The following is a 24,914-nucleotide window of genomic DNA, read 5'->3' on the forward strand; positions in this document are numbered from 1 at the left end:
GACATTGGCGCTGATCAGAAGTGATCGGCGATGGTGTCCAGCAGGCGATGTGCCGCTGCACGCGCCGGATCGGACATTTGCGCGCCGCCGGGATGCTTGCGCAGCACGGCATTCGTTTCAGTCAGCCGCATCAACCAGCCAGCCTGCGCGGCATCAACCGGCGAGAAGGGCACGGGCGCGGGCTTGGGCGCAGCAACCTCTGCCGGCGCGACCGCCGCGGCGGGTTTCTGCTCCTCGGGAAACAGCGGCAAGGTATCGGATCCGCGGGGTGCGGGGCGCTTGCGGGTGCGAACGCGCGGCTCGGTTGCCGCCGTCTCATCCTGCGCGGCCTCAACCTGCTGATCACCCTCGTCCTCCAGCGCCTCACCCAGCTTGATCGCGCCGCGACGGCGAACGGTCTCGCCGCGATCCTTGGCCAGCAGCTTCTTGGCGCCGCGAATCGTCAGGCCTTCATCGCGCAAGACCTCGCACAGACCAGCCGCCAGACGCACGTCGTCGGGCCGGTAATAACGGCGGCCATCGCCGCGCTTCATCGGTTTCAGCAGGCTGAACTGGGTTTCCCAATAGCGCAGGACGTGGGGCGCGACTCCGATCATCTTGGCGACTTCACCGATGGACCGAAATGCCTGTGCGCCCTTTGCCATTCGCTATCTGGTCCTCAACCCTTGTTTCCCGCCGCCACGCGATCCTTCATCAGGTGTGACGGACGAAAGGACAAGACCCGGCGCGGCGTGATCGGCACCTCTTCCCCGGTCTTGGGGTTACGGCCAATGCGCTCGTTCTTGTCGCGCACGCTAAAGGTGCCAAAGGACGAGATCTTGACCTGATGTCCGGCGACCAGCGCATCAGAAATATGCCCCAGCACACTTTCCACCAATTGCGCAGATTCGTGCCTTGAAAGGCCGACCTCGCGGAATACGGCTTCGGCCAGATCCATCCGTGTCAGCGTCTTTTCACTCATACCCGCACCCTGTTGATTGTGCTCAAGATTGGTCAGTTTCGGTTCTTCTGTCAACAAGCGGGGCGGGGGATTCGTTCCCCCGCCCCGCGCTTTATCATTGTTTTTGTGCGGTATACCGCTGCGAAAGGCCGTCGATCAGCCCGCGCAGCCCTGGATTTTCTCCAGATCGGGACCATTGGGCGAGCGACCCAGATTATAGGGCGCCGATGCATCACGCCATTTGCTGTAATCCTGCAGATAGCTGATCATGCTGGCATAGACCTTGGCCGAAAGCGGGTTCTCGCAGGCCGCCTCTTCGATGGTCTCATTGGCCAGCGTCTGGATGTTTTCCAGCGTCGCGTCGTCCAGACGCGTGATCTCGATGCCAGCTTCCTCGAACTGGGCATAGGCTTCGGTCGCGCGCTTTTCGGTGAAGGCCAGCGACCACAGCAGATTGGCCGAAGCCGCGACTTTCAGCGTTTCCTGCGTCTCGGGCGTCAGCGCATCCCAGCTTGCCTTGTTGATCATCACACCGAACACCGATGCCGACTGGTGCCAACCCGGCGTTGACCAGTATTTGGTGACCTGCTGGAAGCCGCCCGACCAGTCAACGTTGGGGGTCGAGAACTCGGCCCCGTCAATCACGCCGCGTTCCAGCGACTGATAGATCTCGCCGCCGGCCATGCTGACCTGGTTGCCGCCCAGCTTTTCCAGCAGTTTGCCCTGCTCATAGCCCGACAGGCGCAGGCGCAGGCCTTGCAGGTCCTCGGTGGTGCGGATCGGCTTGTCGACGGTGCGGAAGCCCGATTCGTTGTTGGTCACGCCATAGGGCAGATAGACCATGCCGAACTTGCCATAGACCTCGTTATACAGCTCTGCGCCGCCCCATTCCTGGATCCAGTTGATGTAATCAACCGCGTTGAACAGCGCCGAGGTCGTCGCCAGCGGTGAAAACGCGCTGTCACGACCGGCCCAATAGCCCGGCCAGTCGGCGCCGGCCTGAACAGTGCCCGATTCGACCGCACCGAAGACCTCGCCCGCCGGAACCAGCGAACCGCCCTCGAAGAATTCGATGGTCAGCTCTTCGTCGGCGATCATGGCATTGGCCAGTTCGACGAAATGCTTGTCGATCTCGATCAACTCAAGGCTGGACGGCCAGGTGCTGGTCATGGTCCAGTTTTCGGCCATTGCGGGCGCGGCAGCGGCTGTCGCCAGCGCCGCTGCGGTCAGAAGATGTTTCATCTTTATTCCTCCTTGTTGAAATCGTTCATTCGTTCCCGGCACCCGACCCTCAAAGGGCGGGACCGTAAAGGGTTGTTGGCAGCCAGCTGACCAGCGGCGGATAGAACATGATCAATCCACACATCAAAAGCACCAGCGCGATAAAGGGCAGCACACCGCGAATAATATCGGCGGTACTGACCTCGGGTGGCGCTATGGCTCGCATATAGAACAGCGCATAGCCAAAGGGCGGCGACAGAAAGCTGGTCTGCAGCACCACTGCCATCAGCACCACGAACCACAGCGGGTCCATGCCCATTTCGCTGACCAGCGGCAGAAAGATCGGAAAGGACAGCAGCACGATGCCGGTCCAGTCCAGGAACATGCCCAGCACAAAGACGACCAGCAGCATCACCGCAACCAGCGTATGCGGGTTGTCAGCCAGCCCCCGGATCAGATCCTGACTGGCGCGCAAACCGCCGGTGATGTTGAACACCCCGGTAAAGGCGGTGGCACCCACCACGATGAACAGGATCATCGCCGAGGTGCGCCCGGTTTCCAGCATCGCCGAATAAAAGGTCCGCCATTCGAAGCGGCCGCGCACGATCACGATCAGCAGCGCCAGGGCGGCGCCGATGGCACTGGCCTCGGTCGCGGTGGCAACACCTGCCAGCATCGAACCCAGAATACCCAGGATCAGCACCAGCGGCGGCACCGCCTCGATCAGCAGCATCTTCCACAGCGCGCCGCGCTCGATCTGTTCTTCCTCTTGCACCGGCGGCGCCCATTCCGGCTTGAGCCAGGCAACCACCGCCACATAACCGGCATACATCAGCCCCAGCAGCAGCCCCGGCACCATGGCACCTGCAAACAGCTGCCCGACGGACAGACCGGGCGCATAGGATGCCATCAGGATCAGCATGATCGAAGGCGGGATCAGGATGCCCAGACAGCCCGAGGCCGCGATCAGGCCGCTGGCCAGCCGCTTGTCATAGCCATATTGCAGCATCGGACGCAGCGCCATCATGCCCATCACCGTGATCGACGCACCGATGATACCGGTTGTCGCCGCCAGCAGGATCGAGATGAACACCACCGCAAGGCCCAGCCCCCCGGTGACCCGCGCCATCAGGTGCCTGAGCGCCTCGAACATTCGGTCCGTGACGCCGCTATCTGACAGGAACCGCGCCATCAGAACGAAAAGCGGGATCGCGATCAGCACGTAATTGTCCAGCACATCGCCAAAGATGCGGTTGATGACAATGCCCAGCACCATCGGCTTGCCCGCGATAATCGCGCCCATCACCGCGGTGCCGCCCAGCACAAATGCCAGCGGATGGCCCATGAACAGGCCGACGACCAGCATTCCGGCCATGATCAGGCCGATCGTTTCACCGGACATCAAGCGGCTCCATTGGTTCGAGGTGATCGGTCTTGTTCAGCACCAGCTTCAGGAACTCGCTGATCCCCTGGACCAGCAGCAGCACCGCCGCCACGAACATCGCCATCTTCAGCGGATAGACCGGCAGCGAGACCGCGCCATAGGTCACCTCGCCCTGGTTCCACGAGGTCATCGCGAATTTCCAGCTTTCGCGCGCAAAGATATAGGTAAAGGGAAAGAAAAAGATGACATAGCCCGCAGCTTCGACCCACCGCCGGGCATTATGGCTGAGACGCGCGGTCACCAGATCGACCTTCACATGCGCCTGATGGCGCAGAGCATATCCGCCCAGCATGATGAAATAAAAGCCGAATAGCTGCTTGGTGACATCAAAGGCCCAACGCGTCGGTTCTTCGAACACATAGCGCAGGATGACGTCATAGATGATGATGCCGGCAAAAATGATTGCGACGACCGAAACAACCCGACCGACCGCCTCATTCACGCCGTCTATGAGACGGATAATGGGCAAGATTTCCTCCCTGTCGCGGATCTCTTGCCGCGTTGCAGAGAATGTTTCAGTCAGGTTCCCTAGTGTCAACAGCGTCCACATGCGTTTGCGTTAACAACTGTGGATACCTATCTAAGGTGACGTAACGGGAGGCAAAGATGGCCGGTGGATGGGCGCGCGAGGGCGCGGTGAACGAACAGATCGAAGCTTCGACCCGCGAGGCAATCGAACGCATGCGTGCGCGGCAGCGTCAGGGCGGCGACAGCGCCGAATTCTGCGTGGAATGCGACGAGCCGATCCCCGAGGCCCGGCGCCAGGCCGTGCCCGGTGTGAAACTGTGCATCGATTGCCAGTCAGGGCGCGACACGGCCTATCGCAAGACGGCGGGCATCAACCGGCGCGGCAGCAAGGATTCGCAGCTGAAATAAAGCGGCATGGAACGGCAGCGGCCGGACCGCTGCCCGTCTGTTACCAGCGCAGGACGACGCTGCCCCAGCTTAGCCCGCCGCCGATGGCCTCGGTCACGATCACATCGCCGGGCTTGAACCGCCCCTCGGCGGCCGCGACCGACAGGGCCAGCGGGATAGAGGCAGCCGAGGTATTGCCGTGATCGGACACAGTCAGGACAACCTTTTCCATCGGCAGGCCCATCTTTTGCGCCGTGGCGCTGATGATCCGCGCATTGGCCTGATGCGGCACCAGCCAGTCGACCTGCTCGGCGGTCAGCCCGGCCTTGTCCAGCGCGGTATGGGCGGTCTTGGCCAGTTTTTCGACGGCATGGCGAAAGACCAGATTGCCCTGCATCTTCAATTGTCCGGCGGTGCCGGTGCTGCTGACGCCGCCATCGACATACAGCAGGTCGCGATACTGGCCGTCGCTGTTCAGGTCGCTGGCCAGGATACCGCGATCATCGCTGGTGCCCTGCCCTTCGGCGGCCTCCAGCACCACGGCCCCGGCGCCATCGCCGAACAGCACGCTGGTCGAACGGTCGTCCCAATCCAGAATCCGGCTGAATGTCTCGGCCCCGATCACCAGCACGCGTTCGGCCTGCTCGGTGCGGATCAGCCCTTCGGCATTGGCCAGCGCAAAGACGAAACCGGCACAGACCGCCTGCACGTCAAAGGCAAAGCCACGGGTCATGCCCAGCCCCGCCTGCACCATGGTGGCCACCGCCGGAAAGGTCAGGTCCGGCGTCGAGGTGGCCAGCACGATCGCGTCGATATCATCCGCGCTCATGCCGGCATCGTCCAGCGCGGCCCGGGCGGCGCGAATGCCCAGATCGCTGGTCATCTGCCCTTCGGCGGCAAAATGACGGCGCTCGATCCCGGTGCGGCTGCGGATCCATTCGTCGTTGGTGTCGACCTTGCCTTCGAACCAGCTGTTCTCGACAACCCGTTCGGGCAGATAATGGCCGGTGCCCCGGATCACCGCGCGACGGATCATGGGCCCACCTCATTCTTTGGCTCTGCGCCGTCTTCGTCATGCTGTTCGGTAACGCCGACGCCTTGCGCCACGCGCGCGGCCAGCCGTTCCTGAAAGCCCGATTTGGCAAGCTGAAAGGCCAGCTTGATCGCCGCCGAGATACCCGTCGCATCGGCAGAGCCATGCGACTTGACCACGGTGCCGTTCAGCCCAAGGAACACACCGCCATTCACCCGGCGCGGATCAATGCGCTTTTGCAGCCGCTTCAACGAGGTCATCGCCAGCACGGCCGCGAATTTCGACATGAACGAATTGCGGAACGCCTCGCGCAGCAGTTCGCCCACCAGCTTGGCCGTGCCCTCGCCGGTTTTCAGCGCGATATTGCCGGTGAACCCATCCGTCACGATCACATCGACCCGGTCCGACGGCAGATCCCCGCCCTCGACGAAACCAAGATAATCGAAATCACCGGCCTCGGCGGCCTGGGTAATCAGTTCATGCGCCTCTTTCAGCTCAGAGCGGCCCTTGTGCTCTTCGGTGCCCACATTCAGCAGGCCCACACGCGGGCGATCAATATCCAGACCGTTGCGCGCATAGGACGCGCCCATCATCGCATATTGCAGCAGATCGCCGGGCTCGGCACGAATATCGGCCCCGGCATCCAGCATGATGTTGAAACCCTGCGCGCTTTTCGACGGCCAGAGGCAGGCGATGGCGGGGCGGCTGACGCCCGGCAGCTTGCGCAGGCGAATCATCGACAGCGCCATCAGCGCGCCGGTATTGCCACAAGAGACCGCGACGGTTGCCTCGCCCTGACGCACCGACTCGACCGCCGACCACATCGAACTGCCCTCGCCCTTGCGCACGACCTGGCTGGGCTTGTCATCCATGGTCACAACGCCATCGGCATGACGGACATCACAGCGCTCGGCCAGACCGCGCTTTTTCGCGATCAGCCTGTTCAGCTCTGCCTCATTGCCGTGAACGATGAACCGGATCTCGGGGTTCTTGTCGGCGCTTTCCGCGATGCCCGCAACAACCGCCGAAGGCCCGCGATCGCCGCCCATTGCGTCAATCGAAATCACCACGTCGCCCCCGTTTTCGAGGGCGCGTGGTGCTGGACTTTGCGCGTTGCTGCTGACCATGGATCAGACGTGTTGCGGCTTATGCCGCGTCGTCGTCCAGGTCGATTTCATTGGCAACAGCGACCACTTCACGGTCGGCGTAATTGCCGCAGGACGGGCACACGTGATGCGGGCGCTTCAATTCGCCGCAATTGGTGCATTCGTTCGGGTTTCCCGCGACCAGCGCGTCGTGGGCACGACGCATGTTGCGCTTGGAGCGGGTTACGCGATTCTGAGGGACAGCCATGTCACAACCTCGGTTCTATATCTGGCCGGGCGCGACGGACGCGACACCGGTACAAGCCTGAATTCGTGGACGAGCCGCGCCAATACGCCATCACGGCCGGGCCTGCAAGGCCATTCCCCACGATGCGGGTTCTCGGCCGGCGGGCGAAAGGCGCCGTCCGGGATGAAGCGCCGAGGTAAGCCATCAAACTGCGCCACGCAAGGATAAACTGCGCGTCAGAAGCCCGATTTCATCCTTGCCTGCCGATCTGCCACGGCGCAAAACTGCCAGGTCATGACGATGAGCTATGAAATCTTTCTGGCCATGTTGGGCTTTGGTGTACTGTCGTCCGCCATCGTCCCGGCACTGGCGCGCCGCATGGGCTGGCGCCTGCCGGTTTCGGTCCCGATTGCCTGCCTTTTCGGCGGCATCGGCGTCGGGCTGGTCTTTGACGGCATCCCTGTGATCGACCCGATCGGACAGGGCGTGCTGGTCCAGCGCATCACCGAGATGGCGGTGATCCTGTCGCTGACCGGCGGCGGGCTGAAATTGGACCGCGCCATCGGCCTGCGCAGTTGGGCCTCGACCTGGCGGCTTCTGGCGCTGACCATGCCGATTTGCATTCTGGCGCTGGCCGGGCTGGGCTGGGCGGCGCTGGGGCTGCCCGTGGCCGCCGCATTGCTGCTGGGGGCGGTCATGGCGCCCACCGATCCGGTTCTGGCCGCCTCGGTTCAGGTCGGCCCGCCCGGCGAGGCCAAGGAAACCGAGGCCCGCTTTGCCCTTACATCCGAGGCCGGCCTGAATGACGGGCTGGCCTTTCCCTTTGTCTATCTGGCGATTGCCGCCACCGCCGACCGGATGGCCGAAACCGGAGGCCCCGGCGACGAGGGCAGCTTTGACCCGCCGGTTCTGTGGGAATGGCTGGCCATCGATGTCTTCTGGAAGATCGCGGCAGGGCTGGTCATGGGCTGGCTGATCGGGCGCTTTCTGGGCTGGGCCGTGTTCCGGCTGGCGCCGCGCAAGGGCGTGTCGGACGCCTTTCTGGCGCTTGGGCTGACGCTGTTTGCTTATGGCGTGACCGAGATGGTGAACGGTTACGGCTTTATCGCCGTGTTCATCGCCGCGCTGACATTTCGCCGCTTTGAGCGCGACCACTCGTTTCATACCGACCTGCACCACTATGTCGAACAGACCGAGATGATCTTTCTGATCTGCGTCGTCTTCGTCACCGGCATCGCCATTGCGCAGGGCATCCTCGCGCCGCTTGGCCTGTCGGGCTTGCTGGTGGCGGGACTGTTTCTGTTCGTGGTCAGGCCGCTGGCCGGCTGGATGTCGCTGTCGGGGCTAAAGCTGACGCGCGGCGACCGCTTTGCCATTTCCGTCCTCGGCATCCGCGGGGTGGGGTCGATGTATTATCTGGCTTACGGTCTGAATCACGCCCCCTACAGCATGGAATCGGGCCGGTTGCTCTGGGCCATCGTGGCGCTGATCGTCGCCATCAGCGTGGTCGCCCACGGCATTGGCGCGCCGCGCCTGATGTCGCGGCTGACCCCGCAGGATGACTGACCCCTTTACTGCCGCGTCTTCGACAGCAGCGCATCCAGCCCGGCAAAGGGCTTTTGCCGCTCGTCCTCTTCGTCAGGCGTGTCGTCCTGCTCGGGCAGTTCGGCACCCTCTGCGCGCGGATAAAGCGGCAGCGCCAGGGCCAGCGCCTCGATCATGACCGCGCCCGCATCGATGAACTGGCCCAGCAGTTCCATCTCGTCGTCGGGCATCTCGACCTCTTCCTCGACGGGCGCGGCGGCATGGGGCGAAAAGATCCTGCGGACCTCGTCGTCAATGCTGCTTTCCACCGGCGCCAGCGTCACCACGCAGGGCTGAACCACCCGCGCCGTCAGATTTCCGCTCAGCAGCCAGGCGTCATTGCCCTGCGCCGTGATCCGCCCCTCAAGGCGCAGCGCCGGCAGCCGCAGCAGGCCCAGTTCGGCGGCAATCGCCTTGCGCGCCTGCGCATCAGGTTCCAGCAGCACCGGATTGGCGGCGCGCGGGTTCAGATGCGCCACGCGCAACCGATGAGTAAAAGCAGGGGCCGAGGTCATGAGTCTCTCCTTCACATCGGCAGTATGAAATCTGGGGCTTGCGCCTTATTCTTGAGCGTAGTGGCCGAGTTTGCTAAGCGGGACCGGCGGCGTCAACAGAACGACCGGAAAAGAGGGACCAAATTTCTATGTCAGCCATCCGGCGTTTCCTGATCCTGGCCGTTCTTGCCGTTGCAGCCTGTGCCCCCGTTTATCGCAATCACGGCTATGTTCCACCCGAGTTGGACCTGGCGGCGGTCATTGTCGGCCAGACCACGGTCGATGAGTTGCCCACATTGATCGGCAGGCCCAGTTCGCAAGGGCTTCTGACCGGTTCGGGCTGGTATTACGTCGGCTCTCGCTGGCGCCATTACGGCCCCTATGAGCCCGAAGAAATCGAACGTCAGGTTGTCGCCGTCACCTTTGCCGAGACCGGCACCGTCGCTAATGTCGAACGTTTCGGGCTGGAACGCGGACGGGTCGTCGCGCTGTCGCGCCGGGTCACTGATTCGGGTATCGCGGATGTGTCGCTGATCCGGCAGCTCATGGGCAACCTGGGCAACTTCACCGCAGGCCAGCTGATCGACTAAGCCACGGGCGGCGCTCAACCGCCCAAAGGCCCGGTCTGCCACAGCCGCACCTTCAGCCCGCCATGCGCCACGATCGGTCCGGCCGGCTGAAAGGGCAGCCCCGTGGCCTTGGCCAGCCCGCCTTCGCTGGTGACAATACCCACGCGCCAGCCCGCGAAACGATCGCGCAGCACCTGCCCCATCGCCGCATGCAGCCCGTATAGCGGGCCCTTGTTGCCGACCCGCGCGCCATAGGGCGGATTGATGATCACGATCCCCGCCGGCCCTTCCGGTCGCTGCAGATCCGCCACCGAGCGGGTTTCAAAGCGAACCCAGTCCGCCACCCCCGCCCGCATGGCATTCTCGCCGCTCATCCGCACTGCGCCCGCATCGCGGTCGCTGCCAAAGAACTGCGTCGCCGGGCGGGTCACAGGCTCGGCGCCGCGCAAAGGCGTCAGTGCTGCGACATCGAACCCCGCCAATTGCTCAAAGGCAAAGCCACGCGCCCGGCCCGCCACCAGACCGGCGGCCATCTCGGCGGCCTCGATCACAAAGGTGCCAGAGCCGCACATCGGGTCCAGCACCGGCTGGCTGCCGTCAAAACCCATCTCGCGCAGGAACATCGCGGCCATGGTTTCGCGCATGGGGGCCTTGGCCACGGCCTGTTTATGACCCCGCTTGTGCAGCGACTCGCCGGTGGTATCGAGGCTGATCGTGCACAGATCATCCTCGATGCGGATCTTGATCGTGATCGGCGCATCGGCGGCAATCGGCGCGCCCAGTTCTTCGCTGATGGCGCGTTCGAATCGCTGCGTGATGGCACCGGCATGATAAACCCGCGACTTGCGACTGGTCGCCTCGACCCGGACCGCCACATCAGGGCGCAGGAACTGATCCCAGGGGAATTTGCGCGCCCGCTTGTCCAGCTGCGCCAGATGCATGGCGCGAAACGCGCCGATCCGCACCAACACGCGCGTGGCCCCGCGCAGCATCAGATTGGCACGCCAGATATCGGGCCAGTGCCCGTGGACCGTCAAACCGCCGGGCTGGATTTCGGGCTCAAAGCCCAGACCCGCCGCCTCGGCGGCCAGAGGCGCCTCCAGACCGGGGGTGGCGACAAGAAAGATTTCAAAGGGATCGCTGCTCATCGGGTCGGCATAGTGCGCTTTGCCGCCCGGCGCTATCCCCCGCCGTGCGGATCAGCGCCCGATGCGCCGGGTGATCCGCGCCGCCTGACGGGCGCGCTTGACTGCGTCGCGCGTCACCTTGGCCTGCTGGCGGTTTTGCGGCGTGGCCTTCCCGCCAGAGCCGCGCCTGGACATGTAATCAATGCCGGAATTGATGCCGCGATTGGTCAGTCGGTTGATCAACTGTCGCATCATCTGGTTCAGAAAGCGGTTCATGTCCCTGCCCTAATCATCTTCGAACAGATCGTCTGCTGGCGATCCGTCGTCAAGATCGTCATCTTCATCCTGCGGTACAAGGGGCACCTGCATGCCTTCTGCCTGTGGCCGGCTTTCCAGCAGACCGGCGGCGCGCAATTCCGACAGGCCGGGCAGATCGCGCGCCGATTCCAGCCCGAAATGATCAAGGAATGTCTCGGTCACCACAAAGGTCGCCGGCCGCCCCGGCGTCATCCGCCGCTGGCCCATGCGCACCCATTCCATTTCGATCAGCTGATCCAGTGTCCCGCGCGAGACGGCAACGCCACGAATCTCTTCGATCTCGGCGCGCGTGACGGGCTGATGATAGGCGATGATGGCCAGCGTCTCGGTCGCCGCACGCGACAGGCGGCGGCTTTCGACCGTCTCGTCCTGCATCAGAAATGACAGATCCGGCGCTGTGCGAAATGCCCATGCATCGCCCAGCTTTTCCAGGACAACGCCACGGTCGCGATACCGCGCGGCCAGCGCCCGCACCGCCTCGGCCGGATCGCAGCCGCGTGGCAGGCGTTGGGCCATTTCGCGCACGCTCATCGGCCCGCTGGATGCAAACAGCAACGCCTCGACCATGCGCTCCTGCGTGTCCATCGGCGGGGGCGGAAATTCGTTCGGGTCCTGTTGGTCCGACTGCTCGGGGTCGGGTTCGATATCACTCAATTCGTTCACTGCACTCACTTAATGTGGCCTGCGCCTTATCGTTATCGGGGTAAAACTCCCGTCCTGCTTCAATTCCAACTTTCCCTGACGCGCAAGCTCCAGCGAAGCCGCAAAGGTCGCCGCCGTCGCCGACCGCCGCCGTTCAGGATCGGTTTCCCAGCCCTCAGGCAGAAAATCCGCCAGCTCGGTCCAGTCGCCGGCAAAGCCGATCAGCTTTCGCACCCGCTCCAGCGCCTGTTCCATGGTGAAAACGCCCTTGCGGTCAAAGGCATAGGGGCGAAATTCATCCTTGGTCTTCATCCGCGCATAGGCGCGCATCAGGTCGATCAGCCCGGCCTGATACTCGGTGCGACGCTTGCGGATCACGGTTTCCGGCGACCCGCGCTGAAACCGGCTCTGGCCCAGCCTGTCACGCCCCATCAACCGGCTGGCCGCCTGCCGCATCGCCTGCAGGCGTTCCAGTTGAAAGGCCAGATGCGCCGCCATGTCTTCGGCCGATGGCCCCTCGGCCTCGGGGTCGGGCGGCAAGAGCAGGCGCGATTTCAGAAAGGCCAGCCAGGCCGCCATCACCAGATAATCGGCCGCCAGTTCGATGCGCAGCTTGCGGGCCTGTTCGACAAAGGCCAGATATTGCTCGGCCAGTTTCAGCACCGAGATCTTCATCAGATCGACCTTTTGGGTCCGAGACAGCGTCAGCAGCAGGTCCAGTGGGCCCTCGAACCCTTCGACATCGATGATCAACGCCTCATCCGCACGACGTGCGGCAACGGCGTCGAACTCGTCATCCGGCGCCCCCGCCTCATCCGGCACGGGTTTGAGATAGGGTACATCCTTGCCGGTTCGGGACATGGCAGCCATCCGCAAAGGTCAGGCTGACAGGGTCGGCGCAATGGCCCTGCGAGTCAAGCTGCGCTGTCTGACGCCCCCTGCAAAGGCTAGGCCAGCGCGTCCCCGCCGCCCGGAACCAGGTCGCGATATTCGGCCATCAGCGCCACCAGATCCGCCGCGTCGGGCGCCTGGCGCATCGCCAGCGCAGCCGCCGCGCGGCGCAGCGCCGCATCGGTCATCGGGCCGGTGGCGGCGATGACGGTTTCCATCTCGGCAATCGTGCTGTTGCAATGCAGGACCAGATCGCAACCTGCGGCCATGGTGGCAGCGGCGCGTTCGGCATGGCTGCCCGGCAGGGCATTCATGGTGATGTCGTCGCTCATCAGCAGACCGTCAAAGCCGATCCGATTGCGGATGAGGTCGATCATGCGCGGCGATGAGGTCGCGGGCTGATCGTCCAGCGCGGCAAAGCGGATATGGGCGGTCATCGCCATCGGCAGATCGGCCAGCGCGCGGAACGGCGCGAAATCCACCCGCTCCAGTTCTTCCAATGATGCGGTCACGGTCGGCAGATCCTTGTGGCTGTCAGCCACCGCGCGGCCATGGCCCGGCATATGCTTGACCACCGGCAGCACACCAGCCGCCAGCAATCCATCCGCCGCAGCCCGGCCCAGATGGGCAACCTGCGCCGGGTCAGAGCCAAAACAACGGTTGCGCAGAAAAGGATGCGTTTCGGCCTGCGCGACATCCAGCGTCGGGGCGCAATCGCTGTCGATGCCCACGGCGCGCAGCTCCGCCCCGATCAGACGATAACGCAGCCACATGGCGCGTGCGCCCAGATCGGCCTGATCCAGCGGCGGCACCCATTCGGCCCAATGCGGCGCGCGCATCCGCTGCACCCGCCCGCCCTCCTGGTCGATGGTAATCACCGCGTCGCGGCCCACGGCCTCGCGCAGATCGCCGGTCAGGCGGCGCAGTTGTTCGGGATTGTCGATATTGCGGCCAAAAAGGATAAAGCCCCAAGGGTCCGCCGAGCGAAAGAAATCCCGCTCGGCGCTGGTCAGGTCAGGCCCTTCGATCCCGCCAAGGATCGTCGCGCTGTGGCTCATTGCGCGGTGGCCGGGATGCAGTCGGTTCCGCCGGCCTTCAGCTTGGCGCAGAAATCCTGTGCGGCGGCGCGCGTTTCAAAGCCGGCGACCCGCAGCCGCCAGAAGGTGCGGCCATTGACCTCGTGGCGCTGGATCACCTGACCCTTGCCCGAGAACAGATTGCCGAACTTGCCCGACAGGCGGCCCCATTCATTGGCAGCAATCGAATCGCTGTCAAAGGCACCGATCTGCACCAGCGGCGCACCCGACGACACTTGTGCGGTCTGGGCAGGCGCGGGTGCAGGTGCTGGTGCCTGCGCATCGGCGTCGGCTGCGGCCTGCGCGGCCTCCGGGCGGCGTGCGGGGGCCGCGTCAGCCTCGGCGGTTGCGGCCTGAACCGGGGCGGGCGCGGCAGCAGGCGGCGCGACCGAGGCCACACGGCGCGGACGCGGTGCGGGACGGGCCGAGCGGGCCACGGCGGGCGTCGCGGCAGTTTCTTGGGCCTGTTCCAGTGCCTCGCGGATGGCATCGGTCTGGGTCGGATTGCCGGTCTCGTCGGTGACGACACTGGTGATCGCCCCCTCTTCTGCCGGCTCATCGGTGACCGTGGCAGCGGCGACCTGCGCCTCTGCGGCGGCGGCCTCGGCAAGGGCTTCCAGATTGGCGGCTTCGGCCAGCGCCTCAGAGGCGGCACGGGCTGCGGCGACTTCGCTGTCTTGCGTGGCGATCTGTGCCTCACCGTCAAAGTTCAGCGCCTGGTCGGTCGCGGCCAGCGGCTCATGGGCGGCCGCGCCCAGTTCACCCATGGCGACATCGGTGTCGTCCAGCGCGGTCGCGGCGGGCGCAATGCCAACCTGATCGGCAGGCACGTCCTGCGCGCCGCCCGATACGTTATTGACGGCAAAGCCGGTATGCCCGGTCAGTTCCCCACCCGGATCATCAGGCGTGGTGCGTGCGGCACCGGCAACCGCCTTGATCACCGGCACACCCGAGACATCGCGCATGACAAGCTGCCAGCCCCAGGCCATCAGCCCCACCATCAGCGCGACCGAAACCAGCGCGCCCAGGTAATGCGTCAGCCGCCCCAGCCGCACCGACAGGCTCGGTTCTGCGGGTTCAGCCGCATAGGGCGCGCCCTCGGCATCGCCATCTTCGCCATTGTCACGATAAGAAAATTCCCGCCGCTTGTCGCCGCGCGAAAATACATGTCCGCCATCGCGGAAATCCATCACTGCCATTGCCTGCCTGCCCGCCGGTTGATCCGGCATTACCGTTGACTGCTCTGCTCGGCCCGGCGGCGACGGCTGTTATCAGCGCATTTCTTCCACCGGATTGACGCCAAGGATACCCAGCCCGGATGAAATGACAACGCCAACTGCCCTCGCCAACGCGATTTTTGCGGCTGTTGTGTCCTTATCGCCATCCTGAACAAAGCGCAGCGAGGTGTCGTCATTGCCCCGGTTCCACAGCGAATGCAGATTAGAGGCAATGTCATAAAGGAAAAACGCGACCCGGTGCGGCTCATGGGCGCGGGCGGCATGTTCGACCAGCCGTGGCCATTCTGCAACTTTCCGCGCCAGATCCAGCTCGGCCTCGTGGTCCAGCCGGGTCAGATCCGCCCCCGCCAGCGCCGTGTCGCTGACATCGACGCCCATTTCGGCGGCCTTGCGCAACACCGAATGCACCCGCGCATTTGCATATTGCACATACCAGACCGGGTTATCCTTGGATTGCTCAAGCACCTTGGCGAAATCGAAATCCAGCGCGGCGTCATTCTTGCGCGTCAGCATGTGGAAACGGGTCACATCAGCGCCCGCCTGCTCGACCACATCGCGCAGCGTGACAAAGGTCCCTGCCCGCTTGGACATCTTGAACGGCTCGCCATTCTTGAACAGCTTGACCAGCTGGATCAGCTTGACGTCCAGCGGCACGCGGCCGTTGGACAGCGCCTTGACCGCCGACTGCACGCGCTTGACGTAACCGCCATGATCCGCGCCCAGCACGTCGATCAACTGGTCATAGCCGCGTTCGATCTTGTCATAATGATAGGCGATATCGGGCGCGAAATAGGTCCAGTCGCCATCCGATTTCTGGATCGGGCGGTCCTGATCGTCGCCAAACTCGGTCGATTTGAACAGCAGCTGTTCGCGCGGCTCCCAATCATCGGGCAGCTTGCCCTTGGGCGGCTCCAGCGTGCCGCGATAGATCAGACCCGCCGATTTCAGCCGGTCAATCGCCGCCTCGATCTTGCCGGTGCCGAACAACGCCTTTTCGCTGGAATAGACGTCCATCTTGACGCCCAGCATGGCCAGATCTTCACCGATCATCGCCATCATGGCCCGGGTGGCGAATTCGCGAATATCGGCCAGCCAGTCCGCTTCGGGCTTGTCGATCAGACTGTCGCCATATTTGGCCTTCAGTTCCTCGCCCACCCCGATCAGATAGTCGCCCGGATACAGCCCCTCGGCGATCTGCGGCTCCAGCCCGTTGGCCTCGCGGTAACGTTCATAGGCCGAGCGCGCCAGCACATCGACCTGCGCGCCGCCGTCATTGATGTAATATTCGCGCGTCACCTCGTGGCCGGCGAAATCCAGCAGGCTGGCCAGCGCATCGCCAAAGACCGCGCCGCGCACATGGCCCACATGCATCGGGCCGGTGGGGTTGGCGCTGACGAATTCCACGTTGACCTTGTTGCCCGCACCAGCGGTCGAACGGCCAAAATCAGCGCCCGATTGCAACGCCCCCGCAACGACCTGCCGCCAGACGTCGGGCGACAGCCGCAGGTTCAGAAAGCCCGGCCCCGCCACCTCGGCGCTGGTGATCCGGTCATCGATCAGCCGCGCGGCCAGTTTATCGGCAATATCGCGCGGCTTCATTCCAGCGGGCTTGGCCAGCACCATCGCGGCATTGGTCGCCATGTCGCCATGGGCTGCGTCTCGCGGAGGCTCTACCGTGACATTGCCGTAATCCAAGGCGGCAGGCAGTTCGCCCGCCTCGGCCATCTGGTCCAGCGCGGCGATCACGACGCCGCGGATATCGGAGAAAAGGTTCATCATGCGCATCCTGAAATCTGGATGCCGGTTAACGCCGCCACCGCCCAAAGGTCAACAGCGCCAGCCCCGGCAGTGACAGGTTTATCACTGCGCGGGGCCTCGCCTGGCCGTGCAGCCGCTGCGCCAAACCGGGCGCAGCGTCGAGATCAGGTCTTGTCGGTTTTTTCGACCGGAGCGACATCATCGTCATCAGTGCCAATGTCGGCATCGATGTCGGTCTCATCGTCTTCCCCGTCGTCTTCCCCATTGTCGGACCCGTTCGTGGGCTTCCCGGCAGAGCCGGTATCCGCCTCTTGCATCTTGCGCGCGGACTCGGCCTCTTCGCGGGCAATGGCGCGGGCCTTTTGCCTGATGCTGCCCTCTTCCTCGCTTTCCTGCCGGATCTGTTCGGCCAGATCGGGCGGGATCATCGACACGATGCGCGCACCGGATTTCGCCTCGAACGTCTCGGCATCCTCGACAAAGCGCATGCCATCGCCGTTGACCACGACCAAGGGCACGGCGCCCTCGCGCGCGGCGCGCCAATCCTCCTGGCTGTATTCATCGGTCAGGCGGGTGGTGCGGAAGGTCCAGCCCTCGGCCAGCAGTTCAAGATACTGCGCCAGCGTCCGCTGCCCGGCGATCGACTGCCCGCCCAACTGGCTGGGCAGCGCATAACGGGCCCGGCCTTCCTTGTGACGCGAAATCTGCCAGATCACATCGCGGCCGAATTCCGGGCCAAGGTCGGATGCGATCAGCGTGTTGTAGGCGTCGTTATCCGATGCCGCGAGGATCGCCGAATAGGCGATGAACTCGACGTTATGCTCTGCCGCCTCGCCCAGAATATCACCGTAAAAGATCGGCACACCCGCCACCCGCGCGGTGCGCAGGTGGTCGCGGTTGGTATCGGTGATCAGCACATTGACGTCGGCCTTTTCCAACGCCTTGGCCAGCCCGGTAGAGAACAACGAGCCGCCGACGATCAACAGACCCGGCTTGTCGCCCGAGGTCAGGCCAAGCTTTCGCGCCAGCGGCGCCAGCGTAAAGCCGTGCAGAACCACGGTGGCCAGCACCAGCACAAAGGCCAGGGGCGCGATCAGCGCACCGTCCTGCACACCCTCGGCGGCAAGACGCTCGGCAAAGACGCCAGATACCGCGACCAGCACGACACCGCGCGGCCCGGTCATGGCGATCAGCATTTTTTCCTTCCATGGCAGATCCGTGCCCGCCAGTGAGATCAGCACCGTCAAGGGCCGCGCCACACAGATCACCAGCAGCACGAACAGACCCGTCCGCCACCAGTTCAACTGGGCGAGCGTCTCGAACTTGATCCCGGCGGCCAGCAGGATGAACACGCCCGAAACCAGCAGGATCGTCGCATGTTCCTTGAAACGGTACAGCTCGTTATAGCTGGGCAGATCCGCGTTCGCGATCACCAGACCCATGACCGTCACGGCCAGCAGCCCGCTTTCATGCAGCAGCGAATCAGAGATGGCAAAGACGGCCAGCACGCTGACGAAAAGCAGCGGCACCTTCATGTATTCGGGCACCCAGTTGCGGCGGAACGCGGTCACGATCAACCAGCCGCCCACGGCACCGCAGGCAAAGGCGAACAGGATGCCCAGCACGAATTGCGACACCGCCGTGCTGGCCTGCAAATCGCTGCGCAGCACTGTCACCACACCCATCGCCAGCACCGCAACCAGCGCGCCGATGGGGTCGTTGACGATGCCTTCCCATTGCAGGATCTGCGCCGGGCGCGAAGTCAGCTTGGCCTGACGCAGCAGCGGCGCAATCACCGTCGGGCCGGTCACGATCATGATGCCACCAAAGACGATGGCGGCCTCCCAGCTCAGTCCGGCACCGTAGACCAGCACCAGCGAAGAGGTGATCCAGCCCAGAGGCGCGCCGATATATACCAGCCTGCGAACGGCGGGGCGCGCATCTGCCAGCTTCTTGAAGCTCAGCGTCAGCCCGCCCTCGAACAGGATCACCGCAACGGCCAGCGAGATCATCGGCGCCACCAGCGAACCTATATCGCGCGACGGCACAAAGATGCCCGTGACGGGGCCCAGCAACAGGCCCACCGCCAGCATCAGAACAATGGCTGGCAAGCGGAACCGCCAGGCCAGCCATTGCGCGGCCACACCGGCAACGCCGACCATTGCGAATGCCTCGACAGGACTCAGCCCGCCAGTTGCTTCTGTCGCCATCTTTTCCACCGTCCCGGTTGTATGCGCGCTTTTTCTAGCACCCAAACAGCAACCTATAGGTCACGGTTCCACCAATGGCGCGCATTTTTTCCACTGTTATCCGTGCAATATTGACGCATACGCCGCTTTGGTCTAGGCCAACCTTGCCCGCATCCGGCGGGCGCAAGGAGGGGCGTGCGATCATGCGTCCCAATTTCGCCGTTAGAAACCCCGCCTCGGGGACACGGCATGGAACGCACCGCGCCCGAGCAGGGCGTCGCATATCGAGAAAGCGCCCTATGACCAAATTTGCCGACCTCAAACTGGATCTCAAGGTCCTGAAAGCCATTGCCGAGGCAGGTTACGAAAACCCCACACCGATCCAGGCCGGTGCCATTCCGCCCGCTCTGGAAGGGCGCGACGTGCTTGGCATCGCGCAGACCGGCACCGGCAAGACCGCCAGCTTTACCCTGCCGATGATCACCCTGCTGGGCCGTGGCCGCGCCCGCGCCCGGATGCCGCGCAGCCTTGTTCTGTGCCCGACGCGCGAACTGGCAGCGCAGGTCGCCGAGAACTTCGACACCTATGCCAAACACACCAAACTGACCAAGGCGCTGCTCATCGGCGGCGTCAGCTTTGGCGAACAGGACAAGCTGATCGACCGCGGCGTTGACGTGCTGATCGCCACGCCCGGCCGTCTGCTGGACCATTTCGAACGCGGCAAGCTGCTCTTGACCGGCGTGCAGATCATGGTCGTGGACGAGGCCGACCGGATGCTGGATATGGGCTTCATCCCCGATATCGAACGCATCTTCCAACTGACGCCCTTTACCCGTCAGACGCTGTTCTTTTCGGCCACCATGGCGCCGGAAATCGAACGCATCACCAACACCTTCCTGCACAGCCCCGAACGCATCGAGGTCGCGCGTCAGGCCACCACCAGCGAAACCATCACGCAGCGGCTGATCCAGATCACGCCCACGCGCCGCGACCAGACGGCCAAGCAGAAACGCGAATTGCTGCGCGCCCTGATCGACGCCGAAGGCACGGATCTGAAGAACGCGATCATCTTCTGCAACCGCAAGACGGATGTAGATATCGTCGCCAAGTCTTTGAAAAAGCACGGCTATGACGCAGCGCCGATCCATGGCGATCTGGACCAGTCGCAGCGGATGCGCACGCTGGACGGATTCCGCGACGGCAGCTTGCGCTTTCTCATCGCATCGGATGTGGCCGCGCGCGGGCTGGATATCCCGGCCGTCAGCCATGTGATCAATTTCGACCTGCCCAGCCATTCCGAGGACTATGTCCACCGGATCGGGCGCACCGGGCGCGCGGGCCTCAAGGGCACCGCAATCAGCCTCAGCACGCCCTCGGATGAAAAATACCTCACGGGCATCGAGAATCTGGTCAAGCAAAGCCTGCCGCGCGGCGAACTGCCCGAGGGCTTTTCGCTGTCCGAGGGATCGCAAGCCGAACCCCGCAGCAGCGGCAAGGACGACCGTCGCGGCAACCGTGGCGGGCGTGGACGCGACCGGGACCGCAGCAGCAGCCGCAGCCGCCGGTCAAGTGAAGACAACGCAACCGCCAGCGAAGAAAAGGCCGCGCCGGCAGCCGCCAGCGCCCAGCCCGAAACCCGCGAAGAGCAGCCGCAACCGCAGCCCCGCGCGGCTGAACGGAAAACAGATCGTAGTTCCGACCGCAATTCCGATCGCAATTCGGACCGCAAGCAGGATAGCGGGCGCGATGATCGCCGCAACGACCGCCGCGACGGGGGCCGCGATGGGGGCGGGCGTGACCGCCGGCGCGATCAGGATCGCGGCAACGACGTGATCGGGATGGGCAATCATGTGCCCGAATTCCTGACCCAGAGCTTCCGCACCTCCGATCTGATGCCCGAGGGCATCGACGCCGAAACCGAAACAGCCGAGGCACACTCCGATCAGGAGCCCGCCGAAAAGCCCAAGCGTTCGCGCCGCAAGAAAGCCGCGCCCAAGCCCGACGCCGAAACCGGCACCGAAACCGGCACCGAGGCGCAGGCCGCAGACGCCAGCACGGCCGATACGGCAGCCGCACCCGAGGCAGACGCAGCAGCCGAAAAGCCCAAAAAGCCGACGCGCAGCCGCCGCAAGTCCCCGGCAAAGAAAGACGCCGATACGGCAGAGGCTGGCGCAGATACGGCAGCAGCGCCCGAGGCGCAGGCAGAGGCCGACAAACCGGCAGAAAAGCCCAAGCGCACGCGTCGCAAAAAGACCGACGCCGATGCGCAAGCCGCGGCACCGGCAGATCAGGCAGCAGCCGACAGCTCTGCCGAACCCGCGCCTGACGCACCTGCCAAGCCGCGCCGGACGCGCCGCAAGAAAACCGACGAAAGCGCCTCCGACCAGGCATGATCCGGGGCTTGCGGCCATGATCCAGCCCAGCAAACCGCCTCGTGTTCGCGCGCCGTGGCACCACCGCGTGGCTGCGACGCTTGTTCCGCTGGCACTGGGGGTGATGGCGGCGCTTGGGCTTGATCCTTACGGGGTCTGGGCGGCAACGCCGGTGGCATTGGCCGTTTTGCTGTGGATACTGGCGCGCGCCCGCGACCGCCGGGTCGCCTTCTGGCAGGCCCTTGCCGCCGGTGCGGGCTGGTTTGCGCTCAGCCTCAGCTGGATCGTCGAGCCGTTTCTGGTTCAACCCGAAATCTATGGCTGGATGGCGCCCTTCGCGCTGATCCTGATGGCCTTGGGCGGTGCGCTCTTCTGGGCCATCCCGGTCTGGGCTGCGTGGCGGATCGGCGGCGGCTGGCGCGGTCATGTCATCACCATCGCGGCGGCGCTGGTCCTGTCGGACTGGCTGCGCGGCTGGATTTTCACCGGCTTTCCCTGGGCGCTGATCGGCCATGTCTGGATCGGCACGCCCGTCGATCAAACCGCAGCATTTCTGGGCGCGCCGGGATTGTCGGCGCTGACCCTGCTGGCCGCCAGCCTGCCCGCGCTGCTGTGGCGCCCGCTTGAAAACCGCGCCGCCGGCTTTGCCCCCGGCACCATCCTGTCGGTGCTGCTGATCGGCGCGGTCTGGGCCGGCGGCATGGCACGCCTGTCAAATCCCCTGCCCCCGGACCGCCCGACACAGTTGCGTGTGGTGCAGCCCAATGCCGAACAGCATCTGAAATGGGATCCGGACTGGGCGCAGGTGTTTTATCAGCGCCTGCTGGACCTGTCAGCCAGCCCCGGCCCGCGCGATCTGGTCATCTGGCCCGAAACGGCGGTAAACTTTCTCCTGAATGACGCGGGCGCGGTGCTGCCCGATATGGCCCGCGCCGCCGATGCGCCGCTGATCATGGGCATCCAGCGTCTGGATGGCAGCCGCTTTTACAACAGCCTCGTCACGCTGGACCGCGCCGGTCAGGTGACAGGCCTCTATGACAAGTTCCACCTCGTGCCTTTTGGCGAATATATTCCCTGGGGCGACGCCATGGCCCGGTTCGGCATCTCGGCCTTTGCCGCCCAGCAGGGCAACGGCTATTCGCCCGGCCCCGGCCCGCAGGTCATGACGGTCGAGGGCACGGCACCCTTTCAGCCGCTGATCTGCTACGAGGCGATCTTTCCCCAGCACCTGCGCGGCCTCAACGAACGCCCCGGCTGGCTGCTGCAGATCACCAATGACAGTTGGTTCGGCCAGTTTTCGGGCCCTTATCAGCACCTGGCCCAGGCGCGGCTGCGCGCGGTGCAATCAGGGCTGCCGCTGGTGCGCGCGGCCAATACCGGCGTCTCTGCGGTGATCGGCGCGCGCGGCGGCCTGCGCGGCACGCTGGCCCTGGGCGAGACGGGCGTGATCGACGCCCCCCTGCCCGGCGCGCTGCCGCCCACACCGTGGCTGCGGTGGGGCGACTGGCCCATCGTCGCACTGATGATCGCGCTCTTGGCGGCCCGGCTGATGCTGGTTGCGCGCCGCAAGCGCGCCTGACGTCCTAGCGGCAGTTATCGCCGATCACCAGGCTCCACCAGTTGCGCCCGTCGGCACCGCGGGTAATGCCGGCGCCGATCTCATCGCTCAGCTGACCCAGCAACTGCTCACGATGCGCATCCGAGCGCATGCCGGTCGCCACGGCCTCAAAGGCCGATCCCCCCAGCCACGCCATCTGGATCACACCGCAGGTCGGATAATTCACCGAGCGCGCCCGATCGACGATGCTGGACCCGTTGGACCCGGCAACCTGCACCCGCCCGATCCGCGCCATGTCGCAGGAATTGCTTTGCGCGACGGTGTTCAGACGCGCATTCTCGGTCAGCAGCACCTTGCCCTCGGCCCCGCGCACGGCGTTCACCGCCTCGATCAGCGCATTGGCCTGAACATCGTCACGCACACAGGACCCGGCCAGCGTCTCGGCGGCAGGATCGGCGGGAATCCCGGTCTCGATCGGCGCCAGATCGCCGCCATCCAGCGTGATCGCGGTTGTATTGGTGCCGGGCTGGCAAGCCGCCAAAAGGCCGGCACAAGCTGTCAAAGCGGTCAGTCGAATGAAGGCCATCGGCGCGTTCCTTGCACAGTGATCTGTTTCAATTGATAAAATCCAACGCCCCAAGGGCTTTCCGGGTTCCCTTGCTCCGCCTGCCCCTTGCACCGCCCTCAGGCGCCGCTTAAAGCGCATCCATGACCCAGCATCAGCGCCTTCTCATCATCGATTTCGGCTCTCAGGTCACGCAGCTTATTGCGCGTCGCCTGCGCGAGTTGAACGTCTATTGCGAAATCCACCCCTATCAGAACGTGACCGACGCGTTCCTGCAGGACTTCGCGCCCAAAGCCGTCATCCTGTCCGGCGGCCCCGACAGCGTCACCCGCGAAGGATCGCCCCGCGTCCCCGATAACCTGTGGGACATGGGCGTGCCGATCTTTGGCATCTGCTACGGTCAGCAGGTGATGATGCAGCAGCTTGGCGGTAACGTCGAAGCGGGCCATCACGCCGAATATGGCCGCGCTTTCGTCACCCCGGCGGCTGGTCACAGGAAAGACGGCATCTTTGCCGGACTGTCCGATCGCGAACAGGTCTGGATGAGCCATGGCGACCGCGTGACCGAACTGGCACCGGGGTTCGAGGTGATCGGCACCTCGCCCAACGCCCCCTTCGCGATCACCGCCGATGAATCGCGCGGTTTCTTTGCCGTGCAGTTCCACCCCGAGGTGCATCACACCCCGAATGGCAAGCTGATGCTGGAAAACTTTGTCCGCATGGCAGACCTGACCGGCGACTGGACCATGGCCGCCTACAAGGAAGAGGCGATCCGCAAGATCCGCGATCAGGTGGGCGACAAAAAGGTCATCTGCGGGCTGTCAGGCGGCGTGGATTCCTCCGTCGCGGCCGTTCTGATTCACGAGGCCATCGGCGACCAGCTGACCTGCGTCTTTGTCGATCACGGGTTGCTGCGCCTGAACGAAGCCGAAGAAGTCGTGACAATGTTCCGCGACAATTACAACATCCCGCTGATCCATGCCGACGAATCCGAGCTGTTCATCGGAGAGCTGGACGGCGTCAGCGACCCCGAGACCAAGCGCAAGATCATCGGCCGCCTGTTCATCGACGTGTTCCAGAAATACGCCAATGAAATCGACGGCGCCGAATTCCTGGCCCAGGGCACGCTCTATCCCGACGTGATCGAATCCGTCAGCTTCTCTGGCGGCCCCTCGGTCACCATCAAATCGCACCACAATGTCGGCGGCTTGCCCGAAAAGATGGGCCTGAAACTGGTCGAACCCCTGCGCGAACTGTTCAAGGACGAGGTCCGCGCCCTTGGCCGCGAATTGGGCCTGCCCGACAGCTTCATCGGTCGCCACCCCTTCCCCGGCCCCGGCCTGGCCATCCGCTGCCCCGGCGAGATCACCCGCGAAAAGCTGGACATCCTGCGCAAGGCCGATGCCGTCTTCATCGACCAGATCCGCAAACACGGCCTTTACGACGATATCTGGCAAGCCTTCGTGGCCATCCTGCCCGTCCGCACCGTCGGCGTCATGGGCGACGGCCGCACCTATGACTTTGCCTGCGCCCTGCGCGCCGTCACCTCGGTCGATGGCATGACGGCGGATTATTACCCCTTCACCCACGATTTCCTGGGCGAAACCGCCACCCGCATCATCAACGAGGTCAAGGGCATCAACCGCTGCACCTATGACATCACCTCAAAGCCTCCCGGCACGATTGAGTGGGAATAGGCCGGACCTGA

Annotated in this window: 23 protein-coding genes and 1 pseudogene; 6 read left to right on the top strand and 18 right to left on the bottom strand. The window is 64.3% G+C overall.

Translation table 11 applies throughout. The features are described from left to right. Positions 1-14 precede the first annotated feature (14 nt). The 5 genes from CUV01_RS01125 to CUV01_RS01145 form a co-directional block, all read right to left on the bottom strand. Entirely contained in the window at positions 15-644 is a 630-nt protein-coding gene (locus CUV01_RS01125; protein WP_101458864.1) for a MerR family transcriptional regulator, read from the bottom strand. 14 nt (positions 645-658) lie between these two features. Then, the gene (ihfA, locus tag CUV01_RS01130; protein ID WP_101461771.1) at positions 659-961 is read right to left on the bottom strand and encodes an integration host factor subunit alpha; all 303 of its coding nucleotides are present in this window, start codon (positions 959-961) and stop codon (positions 659-661) included. Between the two features lie 135 nt (positions 962-1,096). After that, positions 1,097-2,182 (bottom strand): TRAP transporter substrate-binding protein DctP, encoded by a 1,086-nt coding sequence (gene dctP, locus CUV01_RS01135; protein WP_101458865.1) that lies wholly within the window; start codon positions 2,180-2,182, stop codon positions 1,097-1,099. 49 nt (positions 2,183-2,231) lie between these two features. Further along, on the bottom strand, positions 2,232-3,563 hold the full coding sequence (locus tag CUV01_RS01140; protein WP_198731857.1) for a TRAP transporter large permease: 1,332 nt from the start codon (positions 3,561-3,563) through the stop codon (positions 2,232-2,234). Continuing rightward, positions 3,553-4,074, bottom strand: a complete 522-nt coding sequence (locus CUV01_RS01145) for a TRAP transporter small permease subunit (protein WP_232962393.1) — start codon at positions 4,072-4,074, stop codon at positions 3,553-3,555. Before CUV01_RS01145 ends, CUV01_RS01140 begins: the two co-directional genes overlap by 11 nt. Before the next feature lie 137 nt (positions 4,075-4,211). Between CUV01_RS01145 and CUV01_RS01150 the strand changes: the two genes are divergently transcribed. Continuing rightward, positions 4,212-4,481 (top strand): DksA/TraR family C4-type zinc finger protein, encoded by a 270-nt coding sequence (locus CUV01_RS01150; protein WP_101458867.1) that lies wholly within the window; start codon positions 4,212-4,214, stop codon positions 4,479-4,481. A gap of 40 nt (positions 4,482-4,521) precedes the next feature. Here the strand turns inward: CUV01_RS01150 and CUV01_RS01155 are convergent, their stop codons facing one another. The 3 genes from CUV01_RS01155 to rpmF are packed head-to-tail and all read right to left on the bottom strand — an operon-like array spanning position 4,522 to position 6,846. Further along, complete coding sequence (locus CUV01_RS01155; protein ID WP_101458868.1) at positions 4,522-5,496, bottom strand: beta-ketoacyl-ACP synthase III; 975 nt, start codon at positions 5,494-5,496, stop codon at positions 4,522-4,524. Beyond that, the gene (gene plsX / locus CUV01_RS01160; protein ID WP_101458869.1) at positions 5,493-6,620 is read right to left on the bottom strand and encodes a phosphate acyltransferase PlsX; all 1,128 of its coding nucleotides are present in this window, start codon (positions 6,618-6,620) and stop codon (positions 5,493-5,495) included. The genes CUV01_RS01155 and plsX overlap by 4 nt, the downstream gene beginning before the upstream one ends. Before the next feature lie 19 nt (positions 6,621-6,639). After that, a complete protein-coding gene (gene rpmF, locus CUV01_RS01165; protein ID WP_101458870.1) occupies positions 6,640-6,846 on the bottom strand; it encodes a 50S ribosomal protein L32 in 207 nt (68 codons plus the stop codon). A 279-nt stretch (positions 6,847-7,125) separates the two neighbouring features. Between rpmF and CUV01_RS01170 the strand changes: the two genes are divergently transcribed. After that, positions 7,126-8,391: a cation:proton antiporter gene (locus CUV01_RS01170; protein WP_157994745.1), complete on the top strand. Its 1,266-nt coding sequence runs from the start codon at positions 7,126-7,128 to the stop codon at positions 8,389-8,391. Positions 8,392-8,396: 5 nt separating this feature from the next. On the opposite strand, the gene CUV01_RS01175 is transcribed toward CUV01_RS01170, so the two are convergent. Next, positions 8,397-8,924: a YceD family protein gene (locus CUV01_RS01175; protein ID WP_101458872.1), complete on the bottom strand. Its 528-nt coding sequence runs from the start codon at positions 8,922-8,924 to the stop codon at positions 8,397-8,399. Between the two features lie 128 nt (positions 8,925-9,052). Between CUV01_RS01175 and CUV01_RS01180 the strand changes: the two genes are divergently transcribed. Then, positions 9,053-9,493, top strand: a complete 441-nt coding sequence (locus CUV01_RS01180; protein WP_101458873.1) for an outer membrane protein assembly factor BamE — start codon at positions 9,053-9,055, stop codon at positions 9,491-9,493. Positions 9,494-9,507: 14 nt separating this feature from the next. Here CUV01_RS01180 and CUV01_RS01185 read toward each other — a convergent pair whose 3' ends face one another. From CUV01_RS01185 to CUV01_RS01220, 8 genes are all read right to left on the bottom strand, one after another. Next, complete coding sequence (locus CUV01_RS01185) at positions 9,508-10,620, bottom strand: THUMP domain-containing class I SAM-dependent RNA methyltransferase (protein WP_101458874.1); 1,113 nt, start codon at positions 10,618-10,620, stop codon at positions 9,508-9,510. Between the two features lie 51 nt (positions 10,621-10,671). After that, positions 10,672-10,875: a hypothetical protein gene (locus CUV01_RS01190; protein WP_101458875.1), complete on the bottom strand. Its 204-nt coding sequence runs from the start codon at positions 10,873-10,875 to the stop codon at positions 10,672-10,674. 9 nt (positions 10,876-10,884) lie between these two features. After that, complete coding sequence (gene scpB / locus CUV01_RS01195; RefSeq protein WP_101461773.1) at positions 10,885-11,502, bottom strand: SMC-Scp complex subunit ScpB; 618 nt, start codon at positions 11,500-11,502, stop codon at positions 10,885-10,887. Positions 11,503-11,589: 87 nt separating this feature from the next. After that, positions 11,590-12,420 (bottom strand): segregation and condensation protein A, encoded by an 831-nt coding sequence (locus tag CUV01_RS01200; RefSeq protein ID WP_101461774.1) that lies wholly within the window; start codon positions 12,418-12,420, stop codon positions 11,590-11,592. 86 nt (positions 12,421-12,506) lie between these two features. Further along, the gene (gene nagZ, locus CUV01_RS01205; protein WP_101458876.1) at positions 12,507-13,508 is read right to left on the bottom strand and encodes a beta-N-acetylhexosaminidase; all 1,002 of its coding nucleotides are present in this window, start codon (positions 13,506-13,508) and stop codon (positions 12,507-12,509) included. Further along, positions 13,505-14,725: an SPOR domain-containing protein gene (locus CUV01_RS01210; RefSeq protein ID WP_157994746.1), complete on the bottom strand. Its 1,221-nt coding sequence runs from the start codon at positions 14,723-14,725 to the stop codon at positions 13,505-13,507. Before CUV01_RS01210 ends, nagZ begins: the two co-directional genes overlap by 4 nt. A 72-nt stretch (positions 14,726-14,797) precedes the next feature. Beyond that, positions 14,798-16,540 carry an arginine--tRNA ligase gene (gene argS / locus CUV01_RS01215; RefSeq protein ID WP_101461775.1) on the bottom strand — a complete coding sequence of 581 codons (1,743 nt, stop codon included), beginning with the start codon at positions 16,538-16,540 and terminating at the stop codon, positions 14,798-14,800. A gap of 146 nt (positions 16,541-16,686) precedes the next feature. Beyond that, positions 16,687-18,732, bottom strand: a complete 2,046-nt coding sequence (locus tag CUV01_RS01220) for a cation:proton antiporter (protein WP_101458878.1) — start codon at positions 18,730-18,732, stop codon at positions 16,687-16,689. A 278-nt stretch (positions 18,733-19,010) separates the two neighbouring features. Here CUV01_RS01220 and CUV01_RS01225 point away from each other — a divergent pair. Together CUV01_RS01225 and lnt are read left to right on the top strand one after the other, a co-directional pair. Next, positions 19,011-20,645, top strand: a pseudogene (locus CUV01_RS01225) (DEAD/DEAH box helicase); the annotation flags it as partial. 475 nt (positions 20,646-21,120) lie between these two features. Further along, complete coding sequence (gene lnt / locus CUV01_RS01230; RefSeq protein WP_101458880.1) at positions 21,121-22,662, top strand: apolipoprotein N-acyltransferase; 1,542 nt, start codon at positions 21,121-21,123, stop codon at positions 22,660-22,662. A gap of 4 nt (positions 22,663-22,666) precedes the next feature. Here the strand turns inward: lnt and CUV01_RS01235 are convergent, their stop codons facing one another. Beyond that, on the bottom strand, positions 22,667-23,227 hold the full coding sequence (locus CUV01_RS01235) for a CAP domain-containing protein (protein ID WP_157994747.1): 561 nt from the start codon (positions 23,225-23,227) through the stop codon (positions 22,667-22,669). 122 nt (positions 23,228-23,349) lie between these two features. Between CUV01_RS01235 and guaA the strand changes: the two genes are divergently transcribed. After that, complete coding sequence (gene guaA, locus CUV01_RS01240; protein WP_101458882.1) at positions 23,350-24,903, top strand: glutamine-hydrolyzing GMP synthase; 1,554 nt, start codon at positions 23,350-23,352, stop codon at positions 24,901-24,903. Positions 24,904-24,914 lie beyond the last annotated feature (11 nt).

It is taken from the genome of Paracoccus tegillarcae, from assembly GCF_002847305.1.
GTDB classification, from domain to species: Bacteria; Pseudomonadota; Alphaproteobacteria; order Rhodobacterales; family Rhodobacteraceae; genus Paracoccus; species Paracoccus tegillarcae.